The 18,369-nt window shown below is 39.5% G+C and carries 16 protein-coding genes; 5 read left to right on the plus strand and 11 right to left on the minus strand.

Annotation, left to right across the window (positions count from 1 at the left end; all coding sequences use genetic code 11):
• Window positions 1–208: 208 nt before the first annotated feature.
• The 3 genes from FFU37_RS17590 to FFU37_RS17600 all read left to right on the plus strand — a co-directional run bounded on the left by FFU37_RS17590 (window position 209) and on the right by FFU37_RS17600 (window position 2,471).
• The gene (locus tag FFU37_RS17590) at window positions 209–565 is read left to right on the plus strand and encodes a VOC family protein (RefSeq protein ID WP_039488837.1); all 357 of its coding nucleotides are present in this window, start codon (window positions 209–211) and stop codon (window positions 563–565) included.
• Between the two features lie 150 nt (window positions 566–715).
• Window positions 716–1,297: a uracil-DNA glycosylase family protein gene (locus FFU37_RS17595; RefSeq protein WP_138490136.1), complete on the plus strand. Its 582-nt coding sequence runs from the start codon at window positions 716–718 to the stop codon at window positions 1,295–1,297.
• Between the two features lie 295 nt (window positions 1,298–1,592).
• Window positions 1,593–2,471, plus strand: a complete 879-nt coding sequence (locus FFU37_RS17600) for a bile acid:sodium symporter family protein (RefSeq protein ID WP_138490137.1) — start codon at window positions 1,593–1,595, stop codon at window positions 2,469–2,471.
• Window positions 2,472–2,764: 293 nt separating this feature from the next.
• Here the strand turns inward: FFU37_RS17600 and FFU37_RS17605 are convergent, their stop codons facing one another.
• Together FFU37_RS17605 and dgt are read right to left on the minus strand one after the other, a co-directional pair.
• Window positions 2,765–4,408 (minus strand): cell surface protein, encoded by a 1,644-nt coding sequence (locus FFU37_RS17605; RefSeq protein WP_138490138.1) that lies wholly within the window; start codon window positions 4,406–4,408, stop codon window positions 2,765–2,767.
• A 72-nt stretch (window positions 4,409–4,480) separates the two neighbouring features.
• Window positions 4,481–5,947, minus strand: coding sequence for a dGTPase (gene dgt, locus FFU37_RS17610; RefSeq protein WP_138490139.1), 1,467 nt, complete (start codon window positions 5,945–5,947; stop codon window positions 4,481–4,483).
• 163 nt (window positions 5,948–6,110) lie between these two features.
• Here dgt and FFU37_RS17615 point away from each other — a divergent pair, with 163 nt between their 5' ends.
• Window positions 6,111–7,331, plus strand: coding sequence for an alkaline phosphatase family protein (locus FFU37_RS17615; protein WP_138490140.1), 1,221 nt, complete (start codon window positions 6,111–6,113; stop codon window positions 7,329–7,331).
• A 97-nt stretch (window positions 7,332–7,428) separates the two neighbouring features.
• Here FFU37_RS17615 and FFU37_RS17620 read toward each other — a convergent pair whose 3' ends face one another.
• The 7 genes from FFU37_RS17620 to FFU37_RS17650 form a co-directional block, all read right to left on the minus strand.
• Window positions 7,429–8,763 (minus strand): sensor histidine kinase, encoded by a 1,335-nt coding sequence (locus tag FFU37_RS17620; RefSeq protein ID WP_138490141.1) that lies wholly within the window; start codon window positions 8,761–8,763, stop codon window positions 7,429–7,431.
• Window positions 8,753–9,445, minus strand: a complete 693-nt coding sequence (locus FFU37_RS17625; RefSeq protein WP_138490142.1) for a response regulator transcription factor — start codon at window positions 9,443–9,445, stop codon at window positions 8,753–8,755. The genes FFU37_RS17620 and FFU37_RS17625 overlap by 11 nt, the downstream gene beginning before the upstream one ends.
• On the minus strand, window positions 9,445–9,978 hold the full coding sequence (locus FFU37_RS17630; protein WP_039488825.1) for a hypothetical protein: 534 nt from the start codon (window positions 9,976–9,978) through the stop codon (window positions 9,445–9,447). Before FFU37_RS17630 ends, FFU37_RS17625 begins: the two co-directional genes overlap by 1 nt.
• 105 nt (window positions 9,979–10,083) lie before the next feature.
• Window positions 10,084–11,400 (minus strand): DUF5666 domain-containing protein, encoded by a 1,317-nt coding sequence (locus FFU37_RS17635; protein ID WP_138490143.1) that lies wholly within the window; start codon window positions 11,398–11,400, stop codon window positions 10,084–10,086.
• Window positions 11,401–11,572: 172 nt separating this feature from the next.
• Entirely contained in the window at window positions 11,573–12,901 is a 1,329-nt protein-coding gene (locus FFU37_RS17640; RefSeq protein ID WP_039588252.1) for an IS4 family transposase, read from the minus strand.
• Between the two features lie 119 nt (window positions 12,902–13,020).
• Complete coding sequence (locus FFU37_RS17645; protein WP_002959157.1) at window positions 13,021–13,764, minus strand: zinc-dependent metalloprotease family protein; 744 nt, start codon at window positions 13,762–13,764, stop codon at window positions 13,021–13,023.
• Window positions 13,765–13,890: 126 nt separating this feature from the next.
• Window positions 13,891–14,595 (minus strand): protease inhibitor BamI-like protein, encoded by a 705-nt coding sequence (locus tag FFU37_RS17650; RefSeq protein WP_138490144.1) that lies wholly within the window; start codon window positions 14,593–14,595, stop codon window positions 13,891–13,893.
• Between the two features lie 378 nt (window positions 14,596–14,973).
• Between FFU37_RS17650 and FFU37_RS17655 the strand changes: the two genes are divergently transcribed.
• Window positions 14,974–16,131: a benzoate/H(+) symporter BenE family transporter gene (locus FFU37_RS17655; RefSeq protein WP_002959155.1), complete on the plus strand. Its 1,158-nt coding sequence runs from the start codon at window positions 14,974–14,976 to the stop codon at window positions 16,129–16,131.
• A gap of 113 nt (window positions 16,132–16,244) precedes the next feature.
• Here the strand turns inward: FFU37_RS17655 and FFU37_RS17660 are convergent, their stop codons facing one another.
• Window positions 16,245–17,294 (minus strand): DUF2955 domain-containing protein, encoded by a 1,050-nt coding sequence (locus FFU37_RS17660; RefSeq protein ID WP_138490145.1) that lies wholly within the window; start codon window positions 17,292–17,294, stop codon window positions 16,245–16,247.
• 10 nt (window positions 17,295–17,304) lie between these two features.
• Window positions 17,305–18,369, minus strand: coding sequence for an HlyD family secretion protein (locus FFU37_RS17665; protein WP_024595850.1), 1,065 nt, complete (start codon window positions 18,367–18,369; stop codon window positions 17,305–17,307).

Here is an 18,369-nt window from a genome sequence, read left to right on the forward strand (position 1 = left end):
TTAAAGCTGAGGATAAAACAAAGGCGCTATTATATATGTTACAAATACAAAAGATAGTTATTCTCATTTGTGATATTTAATTTTTAAGTAAGTTATACGTACTTGGTTACTTAGTAAAATACTGATCTGATATTATTTAATGATATTGCACAGGCTCTATGTAAAGCTTAAGGTTAATAAACTGAGTAAAAATAAAGAGTGAATAACGATGAGCGATCACGAAAAACTAAATTACGTTGAGTTCCCTGCATGCGACTTACCCGCGACTAAGGCCTTTTTTAGTCGTGTATTTAATTGGCAGTTTACTGACTACGGCCCAGAATACACGGCGTTTAGTGGCCAAGGGCTTGATGGTGGCTTTTTTAATGCGCCGCTTAAATCGCTAACTCAAAATGGTGCTGCGTTATTGGTTTTTTATAGTAACGACATTCACGCTACGTATAAAAAAGTACAACTCCATGGTGGCACAATATTAAAACCTATTTTTGAATTTCCGGGTGGTTGCCGGTTTCATTTTGCAGAGCCGAGCGGCAATGAATTTGCTGTATGGGCAGAGCAACACTAGGTTTTACAAGGCTTCTAGCGCGAATGAGCTTAAAGATCACGATTTTACTAACTAACGCTCGTTTTAATTAAAATAAACCGATTTTTTACCAACTCACTTATCCTAAATGGCCATTTAGGATAAATATTAAGCATTTAAGGCCAAATAAACATGAATAGTCACCAATTAATAGAGCAAGTTAGTAAATGCGTGATCTGTGAACCTCATTTACCTTTAGGGGCTCGCCCTGTTATACAATTTAACCCAAACGCACGCATTTTAATTGCAGGGCAAGCACCTGGCATAAAAGTTCACGAAACAGGCGTGCCGTTTAATGATGCAAGCGGAAACCGCCTACGAGAATGGCTTGGGCTAACACGTGATGAATTTTACGATGCCAATAATATAGCAATTTTACCTATGGGCTTTTGCTACCCGGGTAGGGGTAAGTCGGGTGATTTACCACCGAGAAAAGAATGTGCCCCAGCATGGCGCGAGCAATTATTGGCTGCACTACCAAATATTGAGCTGACAATAGTATTAGGTAAATACGCGCAGGCGTATCATTTACCGGAGACTAAAAAAATGCCACTTACGGAGTTAGTAAAATCGTGGCGTGAGTATTGGCCAAATTATTTAGTACTTCCACACCCCAGTCCGCGTAATAATATATGGCTTAAAAAGAATCCATGGTTTGAACAAGATGTACTTCCGGAACTAGATAAGCACGTTGCTGCTATTTTAAATAAGTAATACTTCTAGTTATTGTAAAGGGGCATTATACCAATCCGCAGTAATACTTAATCATTTTGCGGGGCTAAACGTGTCGCTACCTGTGTTAAAAAACTCTCATTTACGACTGCATGGATGCAGAAGGTAGAGCAATGCAGGAGCAATTGCCGAGAACAACTAAATAGCGAATTTTTTGCCTAGCTATCAACACGTTTTTCCATCCTCAAAATAGATCACTTAATTAAGCGAATTGGTATACAGTTAACTTAAAAATTAACACTCTAATTAAAAACAATAACAAACGAGGCTGTCTAATTTGAATGCATCTATATTAACTGAAGTAATACTTCCGCTCGCTCTTGCACTTATTATGTTTGGTATGGGTCTTGGGCTCACAACAAACGATTTTACTCGTCTATTTAAAAACCCGCTTGGCATTGTCATGGGTTTAATAGGCCAACTTGTAGCAATGCCTTTATTAGCATTAGGGCTGTGTTATTTACTTAACCTACCAACGCCTATCGCTATTGGATTAATGATATTAGCTGCTTGCCCCGGCGGTACTATGTCAAATGTAGTAAGTCAGCTTGTTAAAGCTAATTTAGCGCTTTCGGTAAGTTTAACAGCTGCCTCTACCGCAATTAGTATAATAACCACACCGTTTATTATTGGCTTTGCTATGAGTCAGTTTGCCCCAGCAGACGATGCTACTTTTTCTATTTTAACTACTTCATTAGGGCTATTTTTTATTACCTTAGTGCCAGTTGCTATAGGAATTTGGTTACGTCACTTTAAAAGTGATTTTGCCATTAAAGCAGAGCCGTTTTTTAGACGCTTCTCGTTGTTTTTTATGCTTATGATGATTGCCGCACTAGTAATAAAAGAGCGCGATTTATTAGTTAGCTCATTTAACAACGTATTTTGGGCGTGCATAGCGCTTAATATTGGTTCAATGGTTGTTGGTTGGTTAATTGCTAAGTGTTCAAAATTAAATTTAACTGATTCGCTGACGCTTTCAATTGAGGTTGGAATTCAAAATGCATCGTTAGCTATTTTAATCGCTATTAGCTTTTTAAATAAACCAGAATACGCAGTTACCGGTGGCGTGTATGGCCTTGCCATGTTTATAGGGCCACTGTTATTAATTGGCGGGTTAAAGCTTAAAAATAAACGTACCGCTAGGGCTGTTAACTAGGACTTTTAATTAGGGCATGTTGACCACGTTACTTTAATTTATGGCTGCGGATAACGTAGCCGTAAACTCCAGCCTAAAAATACCATCAGTTAAATGTATGCACTGCACCCATCGCGTCAACAAGTTGTAGGCTTATAAAACACTCTCAAGCTTGAATATTGCGCCAGGCGCTGAGCTTGCTCGCGCAAGGAGCGAAGCTTCTAATTACTAAGGCGCATTTTAGGATGGGATAAGAGTGTAAGTAATACGGTGAAAAACAGCGCCTCAAATATGAGGCGCTACTTTAAAACTTACTATTTGGTTTGCATGTTTTTAGCGCGTTCTTCTGCATCTATTAATGCTTGCGATTTAGGCGCGCGTTTTTTCTCTTCTATTTTGGGCTTTTCAGTTGAGTCAGGATCCCAGCTTGAGTCTAACGATAAGTTAGCAAATGGATTGTTACTGTCTGCTTTTTTAGGCTCACTTTGTGGCTCATCAACTGGCGGTGTTGTTTGTGCTTGCTCAGGTGCTGCGCTTTGTTTTTTAGGCATCGGCTTTTCACCAGGTAATGGTGCATCTGGATTAAATGTACGTATCTCTGGTTCTTTAAAGTCTTGCTCTGTTGTATATGTAGTCGATTGAGCGTCAGCTATTTGCTCTGGAGCGTGTAAATCTACAACAGGCTCACTCGCTGTTACTGGCTCAGGAGTACTAATAACCGGCTCTACAGTGTTATGTTCGGCTTCTATTGGCGCAGGCTCCGTTATATGAGCAGTATGGTGCTTACGCTGTTTTTTTTCAGGCTTTGCATCTGGGTCAAAGTCGCGTACCTCTGGCTCATGAAAGCTGCTGGCATTTTTAATGCGCTCTAAGGTTGTTTTTGCTGCTGCTTCAAACTCGGCTGTATTAGGCTCTGGTTTTTGTTTTACTTCGTTAAACGTAGCGGTACTTGTTTGCTCTAAAGTATCTGCTGGCTCTATTTGTGCAGGCTCAATTTCTCTTGTTTGCGATGATGTAACTACGTTGTTTTGCTCATCTGAAATTTGCGGTGGTATATGTTCAATATCAGCATTTTGTGAAGTGTTCGTAGGCTCTAAAGGCTCTTCATTTGCCTCTACGCTGCTCTCAACTGGTTTATTATTTTGAGTTACTTCGTTGATGACGACAGGCTCAATCTCTGGCTCTTTTGTAGTTTCAGGTTTAGCTGGCGTAGCAATTTTTTCTGATTTAACTTCAGGTGGAGCCGCCATAGTAGGTTCTGCCATTGTTTTACTTTGTTTTGCACGGCGCAGGCGCACGACGACCATAGCGCCAATAAGTATCACTATAACAAGTATTAAAGTGGGTAAAAGTAACGAGCTTGGGCTCTGCGCTACAGGTTGCGGCGCAATTACTGGCGCTGGTTTAGTTAACACAGGTGCTGGTTTTACAGGTACAGGATTTTCAGGCGTAGGTTGAACGCTTTGCTCTGGCGTTGCCGGTTTTACTTGCTCTATCACAGCTTCGTTTTTTTGCTCTGTAACTACTTGCTCGGGTGCTGCTTTTGTTGGCTCTGCATCAATTACTATTTCGTTACTGTTGGTATTTAGCTGATCGTTAATTTGTTGTTTTTGATCATCAGTTAAATTAAGTGTTTGCTCGTTGATGCTATTTTTAACAGCTTCTTCAGTGGGTTGTATTACAGGGGCAGGTTCAACAATTTTAGGTTGCGGCTGAGTAATAATCGCCGGCTCTGGCTCTATTATCTGTGGCTTTGGTTGTGCTTGAATTTCTTTTGGCTTATTACAGTTGTTTTTGTAATCACGCGCTGCCTTACGATATTTTTGACTCGCTTTATTATTACTGTTTTGCTGCATTTCTTGTTTAATTAAAATGCACATAGCTTCGTTGTATGCAGCACTTTGCGCACTATAAAATAGGGCAAAGCAAAGGGTAAATCTAATTAGTTTTGATATCATAAAGTTATGCGCGCTTAAATATTAATAGTTTGATTTTAAGCGCAAAATTGAAAATTATCCAGAGTAATACGACTAATCAATAACCATAAGGCTGCGATATTCATCGTAAGCAAATTGGTCTGTCATACCGCTTATATAATCTTGAATTAATCTACAGCGATAATAAAATTCGTACGCTGCAAAGTGATCGGGCTCTTCTTGCATCGCATCTATTGCGTGTTGGTAACTATTTAAGTGCTTTTTAGAGAGCTTTTTAACAAGTCGCGACTCAATTAATAAACGTGAATCGCCATTTAGAGCGCGCCTAAAGTCATCGCTGTTCAATTGAAGTAGCGGTTTGTAGCAATCGAGTAAGCCATTAATTATTCTATAACCTTGCAGCTCTAATTTTTCGACTTCTTTATTTGAAAAAACATGCTCAAGTGCAACTTGCTTTAGCATTTTGGTTACAGCGTGTAGATGACTTCTATCTTCTAAAAGTGCTTGGTTAAAATCGCCATGATAAATAGGTTCTATGTTCTCAATAAAGCGTTTTGCAGCATGTCCAACTAGCGGATGTAAAAGTGCTACGCGCAGGTATATAAAAAATTCGCTGTTAAAGTTATACGGTTGTGCTTTGGCGCGCTCATGTGCGTAGTCAACTGCTTTATCTACAAAAGTTTGGTGCTCTGTGTCGTCTATTGTTAGGTTTATGAGTGCTTTTTTATAATGACTTTTAAGCTGTGTACATAAGAATTCGGTGCTTATGATCCCTTTTTCAACAGCATCCTCTATATCGGCTAGGCAATACGAAATGTCGTCGGCGGCTTCCATTATGTAACTTGCAGGATGGCGGCAGTAAGGCTCAATAGTGAGCTCTTTTTGTAGCGCTTCAACAAAGTTTTTTTCGCTGTAGTAGTAACCCACTTTTTTCATTAAGTAGTTTTTATTTTGCGGTATGTCTTTTACATCAAGCCCAGCAGGGCGAGTGTATTTTAAAATACCAGCACTTTGGCTGTAAGTTAAATTAAGCGTTTGCAACGAATGAATTATACGTATGCCTTGAGCGTTGCCTTCAAAGTTACAAATATCAAGCGCAAGGTGTTTAAAAACAACACCTATACCGGTATTGGGCTCTTTGCAGCGCTCGGGTGTTACGCTTGCTAGGTTGTTATTAAACCAGTGGTTTATTGCCGCTTCGCCAAAATGTCCAAACGGTGGGTTGCCTATGTCATGCATTAGGCAGGCCATTTCTACTAAGCTTTCTAGGGGGCGTTCTAGATCGGTTAAGCCGTAATCTTTTTGTTGTTGGTAGCTTAAATTAGCAAAAATACGTTGCACTATAAAACGACCAACCTGTTGTACCTCAAGCGAGTGAGTTAAGCGCGAACGAACAGCTGCGTTGCGCTCAAGTGGAAACACTTGTGTTTTTTGCTGCAGCCTGCGAATAGCGGCACTGTTAATAATACGGCCACGGTCGCTTTCTAGCGCCATCTGTAAGTTAGAGGTTGTGCGGTACATTCGTGCTGGCGTTATTTTTTTACTAAAATCTATGGTCATCTTTATACTTGTCCTTTTTTACAATTGATGACTGGCATAGTTTTTAGCACATAGTCATTTGTCTTTAATATACAGGGTTTAATCTATCAGTTTGTATCATAAAGTAACAACTTGCTTTAAAATAATTTTTTGAGTAATTGTTGTGCATTTATAGGTGTTTATAATGAAACAGTGGATTTTAAAGGCAGTATCAATTTGCCTAATGTTAGGAATGAACAGCGCATTTGCTGCAAAAGAGCAAACTGTGGTGCTTGTATCAATTGATGGCCTGCGTTGGGATTATATTGAAAAACACGGTGCGCCAAATTTAAAAGCAATGGCCGAGCGCGGTGTTCGCGCACAAAAACTAATACCTGTTTATCCAACTAAAACGTTTCCTAATCATATTTCTATTATTACGGGCTTACTGCCGGTAAACCATGGCATTGTTGATAATAGCTTTTGTGATAAAGCGCGTAAGAACGACTGTTACAGCATGGGCAAAGCATTAGGCGATAGCACATGGGTAAAGGGTATTCCGCTTTGGAATTTAGCAAAAATGCAGGGGCTTAAATCGGCTACTTATTTTTGGCCTGAGTCAGATGCGTTATTTAACGGCATGACACCAGATTACTTTTATCACTATTCTAAATACAGCGATTACCAAAGCCGTGTTGATCAAATTATTCAGTGGTTAAGTTTACCAAAAGCACAGCGCCCACGTTTTATTGCGAGTTACTTTTCGCTAGTTGATAGCATGGGGCATGAATTTGGGCCAGACGCACCACAAACGCGAGATGCAGTTAAACAGCTTGATGAATTAATGGGGCAATTACAAACTCGCTTAAGTAAATTAGAGCAAGAGGTAAACTTAGTTATTGTCTCGGATCATGGTATGGCGAGTATAGATCCAGATAAAAGTATTGATGTAACCACACTGCCTCAAGATGAAAACTTTTTAGTTAAAAACACCGGTCCACGTTTACTCATATACACTCAACCCGATGCAATAAATGCGAATATAGCCGGCTATAAAGCTCGTTTACAAAAAGCAGCAAACGGTCGTTATACAGTATTAACTGACGAGCAGTTAGCAGCGTATCATTACAATAAAGGCACTCGCGTAGGCGATATTGTGGTGCAAACTACAGCGCCAGCGGTATTTACCAATGGTAAAAAACCAACCTATTTAGGGACTCACGGTTATGCATATACCGAGGATATGGCTGCATCATTTATTGCTGTAGGCCCTGCATTTAAACAAGGTGTAAGCCTTAAAGAAGTGAGTAACCTTGATATTTACCCAGTACTTGCAAAAGTGATGGGGCTTAAATTGTTAAACAAAGTAGATGGCAATGGTAAAACATTAATGCCAGCAATTAAGCAAAAAGTGGTTGTGCATTAAGCCGACCGGTTTTGTGATATTTAAAGCGGCTAATAGCCGCTTTTTTATGTTTAACTGCAGAGATATTTATACTCATTACCTGTACTAGTTCTCCTTACTAGTTACATACACTTATAGTGCTGGTAAAGCCGCGTTCGTCGCTTGTTAAAGTAAGCACAAGTTGGTGGCGTTCACATATTGCTTTTACGGTGGCTAAACCTAATCCAAACCCTTCTTTTTGCCTTGCGGGGTCGCCCCTATAAAAACGCTTAGTGAGTTGCGATAATTGTGTGGGTTCTACTCCTTTGCCATTATCGCTAATATTTATATGATTGCTGGTAAGCGTAATGTGTATAGTTGCTTCATTACCTGCGTATTTAATAGCATTCTCGACTAGGTTAAATAAAGCCTGAAAAAGTAAGTTTTTATCGCCTTGAAGTACTAACTCCCCCTGATTAATTACATTTATATGCTGCTGATTTTGCTGTGCACTGGGCTCTAATATGTCTATTAAGTCATTAATAAGTGTTTGGCAGTTTATAGGTTCTAACTTTAACGGAAATTGCCCATGCTCAAGGCGAGTCAATTTAAGCATGGCATCAAAGGTATGTAATACAGTATCAAGCTGTTCTATTTCAAGCCCAAGCTCTGGCTGTTTTACTGCTTGGCGCTCTAGTTGTAAGCGCAATCGAGTAAGTGGGGTTTTTAAATCGTGTGCTATGTTATCGGTAATGCCTTGCACTAAGGCAAAGTTTTCTTCGATGGTGTCTAGCATGGTATTAATATGTTTGGCTAGTTTTACAAACTCATCACCGTGTTGTTTATGCACTACACGCGCCGATAAATCACCTTTTTGAACTTGTTCTACTACGTTATTAAAATAATTTACACGCCTTAAATGCCTGCGCGCAAAAATATAGCCAAACACACAGGTAAGTAACAAGCTGACCAAACAAGCCCAGGTTGCAATGGTTTTAAATTCAGTAATTAAGCGGCTTAAATGTTCGGTGGCTGTGGCAATAACAATATTGCCATGTTTGGTGTTTACAATACCGGTGGTAAGTAGCCTAATTTGCCCACGTTGGGTGTCGAGCACAGGAAACTCAAGGGTGTTTGGCAACTTTGGAATATCGTTAGGTAAAAAGCTTAATTGCTGAAATTGCTCGTCATCGCTTTGCCAAAATATTAAAATTTCGCCCTCGTTACGAAATACCGCTAGTTGCTGAAAAAAAGACGCTTTATCAAATTCATTAGCAAGCCCCGCAATACGAACTTGCTCGGCGTTTAAGCGCCTTTCTACTTGGCGTGTTTGCTCGCCCAATAATAGCTGATATATAAGCACAACGCATAGCACTAAAACAACCGATGTAATGGTGGCAAACGCGAGTGTAAGTCGCCATACAGAACTAAAACGCGGGTTAAATTGTTGCCAAAGGTTGGAGTTAATAATCATTATTTTGCTCTACTTGTAATCGGTAGCCAACGCCTCGTATTGTTTCTATTTGTACTTTTGCACCAAGCAATGTTAGCTTTTTACGTAACCTTGCTATGTGTACATCTATTACATTTGTGCCAGGGTCAAAATTATATTCCCATACCGACTCAAACAACAAAGTGCGCGTAACGAGTTTATTTTTATGATCGAGTAAAAAATGTAAAAGTTTAAATTCTTTAGGTTGTAAGTTAAGTGTTTGCCCAGCTACATCTGCTTTGTGATGACGAAAATCGAGGTTTACGTTTGCTAAACTTAACGCGGTTTGTGGTGGTTGGTTATGAAAAGGGCGCTTAATTATGTTTTCTACACGAATGGCCAATTCCGAAAACGCAAAGGGCTTTATAAGGTAGTCATCGCCACCTGCTTTTAAGCCTGCAACTCGGTCGTCTACTTTATCAAGCGCCGAGAGTATTAGTACAGGCGTTGTTTTTCCTGTTGCTCTAAGCGCAGCAAGTACTTGCAAACCATCTAGCTTTGGTAGCATTCGGTCTAGTATAATCGCGTCGTGTTCTTCGCATGTGGCAATTAATAATGCTTGTTGACCGTCTTGTGCGGTATCTACGGTGTAGCCTAGCTCGCTAAAGGCTTTGTATAAAAACTCGCGGTTTTGTTTGTCGTCTTCAACCAAAAGTAATTTCATTAATTGCCCCAACGCAGTAGTGGTAGGTTTTTACCTGTTGCGAGATCAATGGCTTTTTTATGGCGCCCTTTTAACGATACAAATGTGGCAACCATATAAGTTACGCCCATATCTTGCTCAAGTTGAGCTTCTATTAAGTATTGTGTTTGTGTTGAATCTAACGACTGGACAAGTTGATACATGCGGTAATTTTTTTTACGCATTAATTTAGCGGCTGCAACTTCGTCGTCTTCATCAAGCTCTGGCGGGGCATATTCAAGCTCAATAAGTTTACCTTTTACATCAACTAGCAATTCAATAAAGCGATTATGTTTTTGCTCAAAAAGTGTTACCTCGTAGGTGGTTTGTCCTTTTTCGAACTCTAGCTCAAACTCTACAATAACGGCTGTATTTAGGTATTCGGTTTCTATATTTTTTAAAATACTTTGTGGTGATGGCTCGTCTGCATTATTAAGTTTGTCAAAAATTGCAGAGCTGCTTGCATAGCACAACCCGCTGCAAAAAAATAAGGCGCTCAAAAAAATATGTTTCATGTAAGTATGCTCTTGTTTTAATGTGTTTAGCCTACCAAATAAGAGGGCTAAACACATTTATTTAGTCGTATGATTTATTCTTTATATCAGCGCTTTATATTGCTACTAGTCATCTAAAACGCATGCTCTTACTTGGTTGCTTGCAACCCATTGGCATTCTAATTCTACGGTTTGATTTAAATATTGCGTTAATGAGTTATCTTCACTTATGTAACCCCAAAGCGTTGCTTGCTGATTTTGATTTGCCGACACTAAACCGGTTAAGTTAATCTCACTTGTATCGTCCTCTAGTTCAACTTCGCTTACGCTGTTTTTCTCATTGTTATAAGTGCCTTCAAGCTCAACCCACTGTCCATCTAGGGTATTAACCGATAATCCATCCTCAAATACAGTTTGGCTATTAAATGTAAATTCAATGCCATTTATTGTCGCTATATCTTGCTCGTAACTAACAACACCGGCTACCGAAAACTGCTGATTAGTTGTATTTGAGTTGATGTTTGTTGATTCAAATTCTATTTCTTGAGCAAGTAATTTATTATCGGCTTGCTGCCATACACCATCTACCTCAATAACTTGACCAACAACAAGATTAGCGGTGGTGCCATCTTCAAATTGAGTTTGATCATTAATGCTAACTTGCCACTGCGAGTTTAATGTTATTAAGCTCATATTGTTATTTACAAAGGTGATTACGCCTTCAAGCTCGGTGTCTATATTATCGGTAAAACTAAGGCTTTGCTCTGCATCAACCTCGGTTGCACTAAATATTGCATTATTATAAAAACCTTCAACCTCAACAAGTTGACCATTACTTAGTGTGCCGTCTATATCAGCTTGTTGGTAGTTAATAACTAAATCACCTAAAGTAAATGTACGCAACTGCTGGTTTAAATTGGTAATACTGCCTTGCACTTCAAGCTCTGATTGGCTGTTAGTAATAGGGGCTTGGTAGGTAACCGTTAATGAGCTTAATGAATGACTGTAGCCACTTATTTCAAATAATTGCCCTTGACTAAAGTCGCTGCTGTTTAAGTTACTGAGTGTTATTCCTGCAATATTTACTTGATCATTTTTTATATTAATAGGACCTTTAAATACGGGGTCGTAATCTATTTCAGTTGCGCGGGCACCATTTGTTTCTACTTCTACCATCATCCCTTGTTTTATATTAGCAAGAGTTGCGTTATTGCCCTCTATTTCTACTTCTGCTGAGCCTGCTGCAATAATATGATTGTTTACAGTAATTGAATCCGACGTTACACCTGTTACTTGCCCAATGATCACACTCGGTAAATTAGCTGAAGCAGTTAGCTCGTTGTTGTCGTTATTTGACGAACTACTGCCGCATGCTGTTAACGCAAGTGTAATAGCACTTAATGAGATTAGTTTTGCTGTATTTTTAATTGATTGGTTGGTCATGGGAAACTCCAAGTTAATAACTATTGCTGATGGAGTAATTGTACTTAACCATGTATATCAAGAAGGTGGACAGAACATTAATTTTTGTTAATGTTATAAAAAAGAGCGCGTAAGCGCTCTGCAGGGAAGAACATGTTAAAACTTTTAAGTGGGCTATTTAGCCTAATGCCAGTCAGTTAAGCTGACTGGCATCTTTCTTTTTATGGGGATACTTAGATGGTTTTGGCTTAACCCATCGGGGATATCTTCTATCCTCTCGTCTAGCTGGAAGCTTAAATAAGACCAGTGTATCGAGTAAGTGCTGCCAGTGTATTGGAATGTTCCCTGGGCTCATTATAGATACTGACGAGAAATACTGAATGACAGCCATCGAACTGCTAGAGAAACTAAGCTGGTTAGGCCATATCCCTGTGACTGTCGCCGCCATCGTCATTATTCTTCGTATTAAATTATAGGCGAGTAACACGGCCCATAGCTCCTGACGCACCATGTCTGGACGCTTACTTCTTAAATGGTATGCGCTATCAAGCATGGTTTGTTTGATTTCTCTAAACCCAAGTTCTATCTCCCAACGATGACAATATAATTCAACAATTTCATTACCTGGATAACGCAATCTATCCGTCATCGAGGTTAATATACGGTAGCTTTTGCCCTTTATTGTTTTGCTGATTAATCTCGCTTTAATCGTTTCAGGAACATCGGGAAAGTTTTTTTGTGCATGCTTTGTGGTTTTCAATTCAATGATATGGTCATTTTTACCCGCGCTGGAGATGATTTCATACTGTAAGTCGGGCCTTGCTGGTATCAGCCAGTGCCTCATCTCCCCAGTTTGATGCCAACGGTTTAACAGGCCTAAAGAATAATATCCTTTATCAAACATAGTCAGTGAATTATCTGGTGTACGTTCAATTAAACGCTCAGCTAATTTCATCTCGTTGGTTTTATAGTTATCAAACTCGCTACTGAGAAGTTGATGGCTGGTCAATTCCATATGACAGACCATGCGTATTTGAGGAAAGGCTGTATCACCGTATTGGTTGCTACCTGAAGAGAAGGCTTTACGATTATCAGGCGTGTCGGCTGTTCGCCACACAACACCGTCAACAGCTAATAGGTTCAAACCATTCCATGTTTCGAATGACTGTTGCTTATACATTGATTGAGCAGATTTATTGAAAACGTGTTTAACGGAATCATCACCTAACCTTTGTCTAGCCTGTACCATCGCACTTGGAGCAACGAGTTGGTTCTTGCCAGGTAACATGATATCTAGCTTATTAGCGATATTCCAAACTGATTCTTTTCGAAACAATGCCATGCCAATAACTGACCACAAAACGGCTTCAAGCGGTAATCTTCGCTTACGAACGGTTGCAATCCCTGCTTGTTGAAAACCTTGTTCAATGATTTCAGGGTCAAGAATTTCTGATAATTTTTCAAAGGTATGGTATCGGCTGCTTTCTTCAAGTGTTGCTTGCAGTGCTTGTTCTATATTCACAAAAAAATCCGTAGTTAGTTTCCTAACTACGGATTTTGCATGATCGTTTGGATCGGTCAACCGGTCATTTTCTTAACTGATCGGCATTAGGCTATTTAGCCCACTTTTTAATGCGCTACTTATTTAAAGTTAGCAATACTTGTTTTTGTAGCAGTAACCGTGCGAATTGCATACGCTTGGTTTGTAATACCAAATGCAATACCGTTTACGCTCCAGTTAGGGTTAGAGAAGTAATCGTACTGAGTTGCGCTACCGTAAACGTGAGGGTAAGCCATAATACTTGCAAACTCATTTTGTACGCCATGACCCATGCCATCTACATATACACCGCCAGATGTGTCACCTTGTTTGCGTGAATGCGCTAAACCTTGGTTATGACCAAGTTCGTGTACAAATGTAGTTGCACCACAATCAATTGCAGTGATTGAGTACATACGGCTGCTCATTGAGCTATATAGATTGCCATTAGTGCCTTGGCCAACCCACGCTAAACCACATGAAATAAGCCCATTGCCAGCACTTTGGCCAGTACCTAATACGGCAATCATGTCGGCTTTCCAATCGCTGCGTAAACCATCTACGTAGCTGCTATTTGTAACCGAATCTAACCAATCCTCAGACGGCGTTACTGCGTAGTCACCTAAGTTTTGTTTGCCAGCTAAGCGTAGTGTTATATCAACGCCATTTTGGCTATATACCTGATTACTAAAAGCAATTAGTTGATTTATTTTAGTGTCAATATTGCTAGTTGCAGCAGCTGATTGGTCGGTATATAAAATACCGATATCGATTGTTTCTGCTTGTGCAACACTTGCTGCACATAATGCCGCAGCCAGTGCGGTTGTTGTGATTACTTTTTTCATTATTGTATTTCCTTACTCTTGTTGTGGTTGGAACTTGTTTTTAACTTGGTTGAGCTCATAAAAAGCAGACACACTAAAGCTGCTTTATAGTGCGGCTTTAGTTGTTTTTTATATTTTGATTATTGGTTAGCCATCAATTTTTGGTGCAAATATATCGATGCTTTTATCTGATTTGGGCTTTGGTGCGGTTACTTCATGCTCTATGTGGCTTTTATATAAATCGCGTTTTGCTGCAATCCATCCGTACTTACCTTTACTTTCGAATACATAGTTGCCAGAAGGTGCAGTAAATTGGCCATATACGGCATCTTTACCTACCGTTAAAACGGTATTATGCATGCGACCGTCAACACCCACTATTTTACCAAATATGCTCTTATCGCCATTTTCAGACTCAACCACACTAGTCACTTCTGCGGTGAATGTTTCGGCTGTTTGCGGAATAGCTAAATCAAAATTTTCGCCAGTCTCTAACGCCTGTAAAGAATTTAAATCAAACTCAATATAGGCCTCGTTATGTAAGTCGGTAGGTAAAACTTTTGCGTTTATAAGCACTTGCTTTGCTTTGTCTGATAAGCGATTTACGGCATCAAATTCTTCAAACGGTAAGCTGTTGTCAGGGGCAACAATGGGTTTTACGGTAATTGGATCTTTACTCATATCAATAGGTGCAGGGGGATGTGTATTGCGCGTTTTTTGTAAATCAATAGGAACAAAATCAATAGCAACAGGCGCGATAGGTTCGCCCGTTTCATCTGCATTAAAAAATAGCCCATAAACTGCAAATGCCGATAATGGTATAGCAATTAGTAAGACGACAGATCTCTTCATTTGTTTCTCTTTTAGTGTTTTTGGTTAACTATTTGTTACGTTTTATATTATTAAATGGATTAGATCAAGATAATAAATGTAACCGAAAAGAATTATTTCTTAATTTTATAATTCCTTATAAAATATAAGGATATTTATTTTTGGTGTGTTTTTTGCTCTTTTTAGTATTGGTTTTTAGTAGTGTTTACGCGGGCTTTGGCGCAGTTATAGGTACTTGTTTGTTTAGTTAAATACAATGGTTAAAAGTGACTTTTTGACGTTAATTACAATGAAAAATAAAAAGTGAATTTATTTCACCTTTTGTAAACCAATCGCTAATTGCAATGTAATTATTGGGCACGTATGTTGTGTGCTGCATAAATGCATTACGAGGAATTTATGAAGGTGTCTGATCAGTTGCTTAACCGAATTACAGCAGGACTTGTGGCTGTAATTATTGGTTTTTCGAGTTCTATTGCATTAATTTATCAGGTAGTGATAACCCTTGGTGGTACGCCCGATTTAGTAGCTAGTTGGATTTTAATGCTCGGTTTAGTGATGGGCACAACGTCAATTGGTTTATCGTACTATTACAAAGTACCTGTTTTAATTGCGTGGTCTACCACGGGAGCTGCATTACTTATTTCAAGTGCCCAAGGGTATAACTTAAATGAGGCTATTGGCGCGTTTATGCTCAGTGCATTGCTCGTGTTTTTGTCGGGGGTTACGGGCTGGTTTGAAAAAATAATGAACCGTATTCCAAGTGAGCTTGCATGCGCCATGTTGGCCGGCGTGCTTGTTACCTTTGGTATCGATGTGTTTAATTTTATGAACGACATGCCTTTAGTAATTGGCTTAATGGTCGTTATGTACTTTATTGGTAAACGCTTTTTTGCCCGCTTTGCTATGTTAAGCGTGCTTATTATAGGTGTATTACTCGCTTGGCAAATGGGCCATATTGATACCAGCGCGCTGCACTGGAAAATGAGCGAATTTGCTTATATTGAACCCGCTTTCCACTTGCAAGCATGTATTAGTATAGGCTTACCACTTTATATAGTTACCATGACTTCGCAAAATTTACCGGGTATTGCGGTTTTAAAAGCACATAAATATAAAGCGCCTATATCTGCATCTCTTAATGTTACTGGCTTTGTAAATATGCTTAGTGCTCCTTTTGGAGCCTACTCTATTAATTTAGCCGCGATTACCGCAGCTATATGTATGAGTGATGAGGCGGATAAAAATCATGATAAACGTTATTGGGCGAGTATAGCGGCTGGCGTATTTTATATTTTAATGGCGTTGTGCGCAGCTACATTAGTTGGCTTGGTAGCAAGTTTACCGCAGGCACTTATTTTAGCTTTGGCGGGCATTGCGCTATTTGGCACCATTGCTAATAGTTTGCAGCAAGCCCTTAGTAGTACTGAATATACTGAGGCCGCAATAGTCACTTTTTTAGTAACTGCATCTAACTTAACATTGCTCTCAGTAGGGTCTGCTTTTTGGGGGATTATAGCGGGTGTGCTAACGCTTATTATCACCAGGAAAGACTAAAAACTGTGAATATGTAAAGCGAAATTATTGCTCATATAGATGATTAAAATAGTTTAACCAAGCTTATTAAAAAGGCTGCAATTGCAGCCTTTAGTTTTACAAACAGAGTTTACCTAATCATAAGTATGATGGCGAGTTACGCTAAACCGATTAAGTATATGGTGCATAACATACACAACACATAAGCTTAAGATTATAGCCACAGATACCGAACTAAACCGGTACATTGCACTATAAACAAGATCTTGGCCTGGCCCGAGTGAATTTCCAAACAAAATACCAAATGTAGTCAATACACCAAAACCAATGCCAGGTATGCCTCCGCCTAAAATATGAAAGCGCGCAAAAACAAACGAAAGTATCCATAAAATAGCCATCGGAAAAAGTAAAAAATCAGAGTGACTATACAAAAATAGTTGCGATAGTAACGCTGCATTACAGCCTATAAGCGTTCCAATTGCTCGCTGCCAACCGGCCATACCTGCGGCTTTCCAGCACAACGAAAATAAAATAAGCACAGAAGCTGCCTGCGCAGATATTGAGTCTTGTAAATCAAGAACCTGAAAAACAACAAAAGAGAGCGTAGCCACGGTTGAGCATAACAATACCTCATGGCGAATACTTTCTTTTGCTTTAGCTGGCATTACTCGCCCGGGCCTTGCGGTTACATCAGGAAATAGGCCATGCATTAATGCTCCAATAATAACGGTTAAGAATATAGCCAAACCATTAGTTAAGATTAACGGATAAATACTGCTTCCTTGATCAACATAGCTGGAAAAATGTAGCTGAATAGAAAGACTGATTACGCCTAAAGCGCCAAATAAAAAGGCACTACCGCTACTCATTTTATGAAATAAAAAGCAGAAAACACCAAACACTAACAATGTCATAACGACTGGCAAGTGAGAAAACAATCCCTGCATTATCAGCACTATAAGTGCGCTAAATGCAGCAGATGCTATAAATTGATTTATAAGCCCACGACTTAACGTAGGTACCATGCCCAATATCAACATAGGATAAACGGTAAAAAATATACCATTGGGCCAGTTCATTAATTTACTAATAGTAAAGCCAAGGGTACAGCCACCTGCAATGCGCAGTGCTTGGCGAAGGCCATTGGAGTCTAATTGTGGGCCTTGGCTAACAATTTGAGTCATAAAGCCTCCATTAATAAATGTAGTGTAACCAGCTAATAAACCTGATTTGTGCAGAGCCAAACCATTGCCCAATTGTTGATTCTGGTAATAACTGTACTGTTGCACGTGAGCCACTAGGCATGTTTGCTATTAAGTCTTGATGATTAATGAGCTTTAAGTGAATGCGTTGACGCTGTGCATCACGCACCCAGCGATTACTGGTTTCTGTTGTACTTAGTAAACCATTAGCACTAAGTTGACCACTGCTAACGCCTGCTTCAAATGTTTCAAGTATTGCGTCGTAAACTTCACCTGGACGGCTATCAAATACTACGCGCGCTTGGGTGCCTTGCTTCATATTTGAGAGTGACTTTTCTCTAAAGTCGGCAACTAAATCTGCCTTTTTAGCAACAATAGCTAATAATGGGCTGCCTGCAACTGCGTATGCGCCGTCTAATAATTGTAAGTTAGCAACTACGCCGTCACTTAATGCGCGCACTTTTGTGTAGGATAAATTTAGCTCAGCCTGTGCTAACTGGTTAGCAGCGTGGCGCATGGCTAAGTTTTTGTTACCTGAGTCACCTCTAGCTAAAACCGCTTCAGCTAACTGCGCTTCAAGGGCTGCAACATTTGCTTTACTCGCTTCAAAATTAGCACGAATGCTTTCAAGTTCTTGCTCCGATATAGACTTTTGCTTATAGAGCTTTTCGCCTCTGCTTTTTAATAGTTTTTGCTCATGCTGTTTAGCGTTTGCAGCACTTATTTGTGCCTCAAGCGCTTTAACATTGGTATCAAGGCGTTTATTTTGTAATTTGGCATCATCAAGGGCGAGTTGAGCTTGTTCTTTAGCTAAATTATATGGGCCTTCATCGATACTAAATAATATATCGCCTGCTTTAACTGATTGGTTATTACTAACTTGCACACTAGTGACTCGGCCACTAATTTGCGGTGATATTTGCACAACAGGGTGATAAACACGTGCTTGTGGTGTCACAGGCAAAACCATATCGGCCACTAAATAGTAAATAAATACTAAGATAAACCCTATGAGAGAAAACCTTACATAGCGTGCAAACTTTTGATCCGGTGTCAT

This window comes from Pseudoalteromonas distincta, assembly GCF_005877035.1.
Classification (GTDB): Bacteria; Pseudomonadota; Gammaproteobacteria; order Enterobacterales; family Alteromonadaceae; genus Pseudoalteromonas; species Pseudoalteromonas distincta.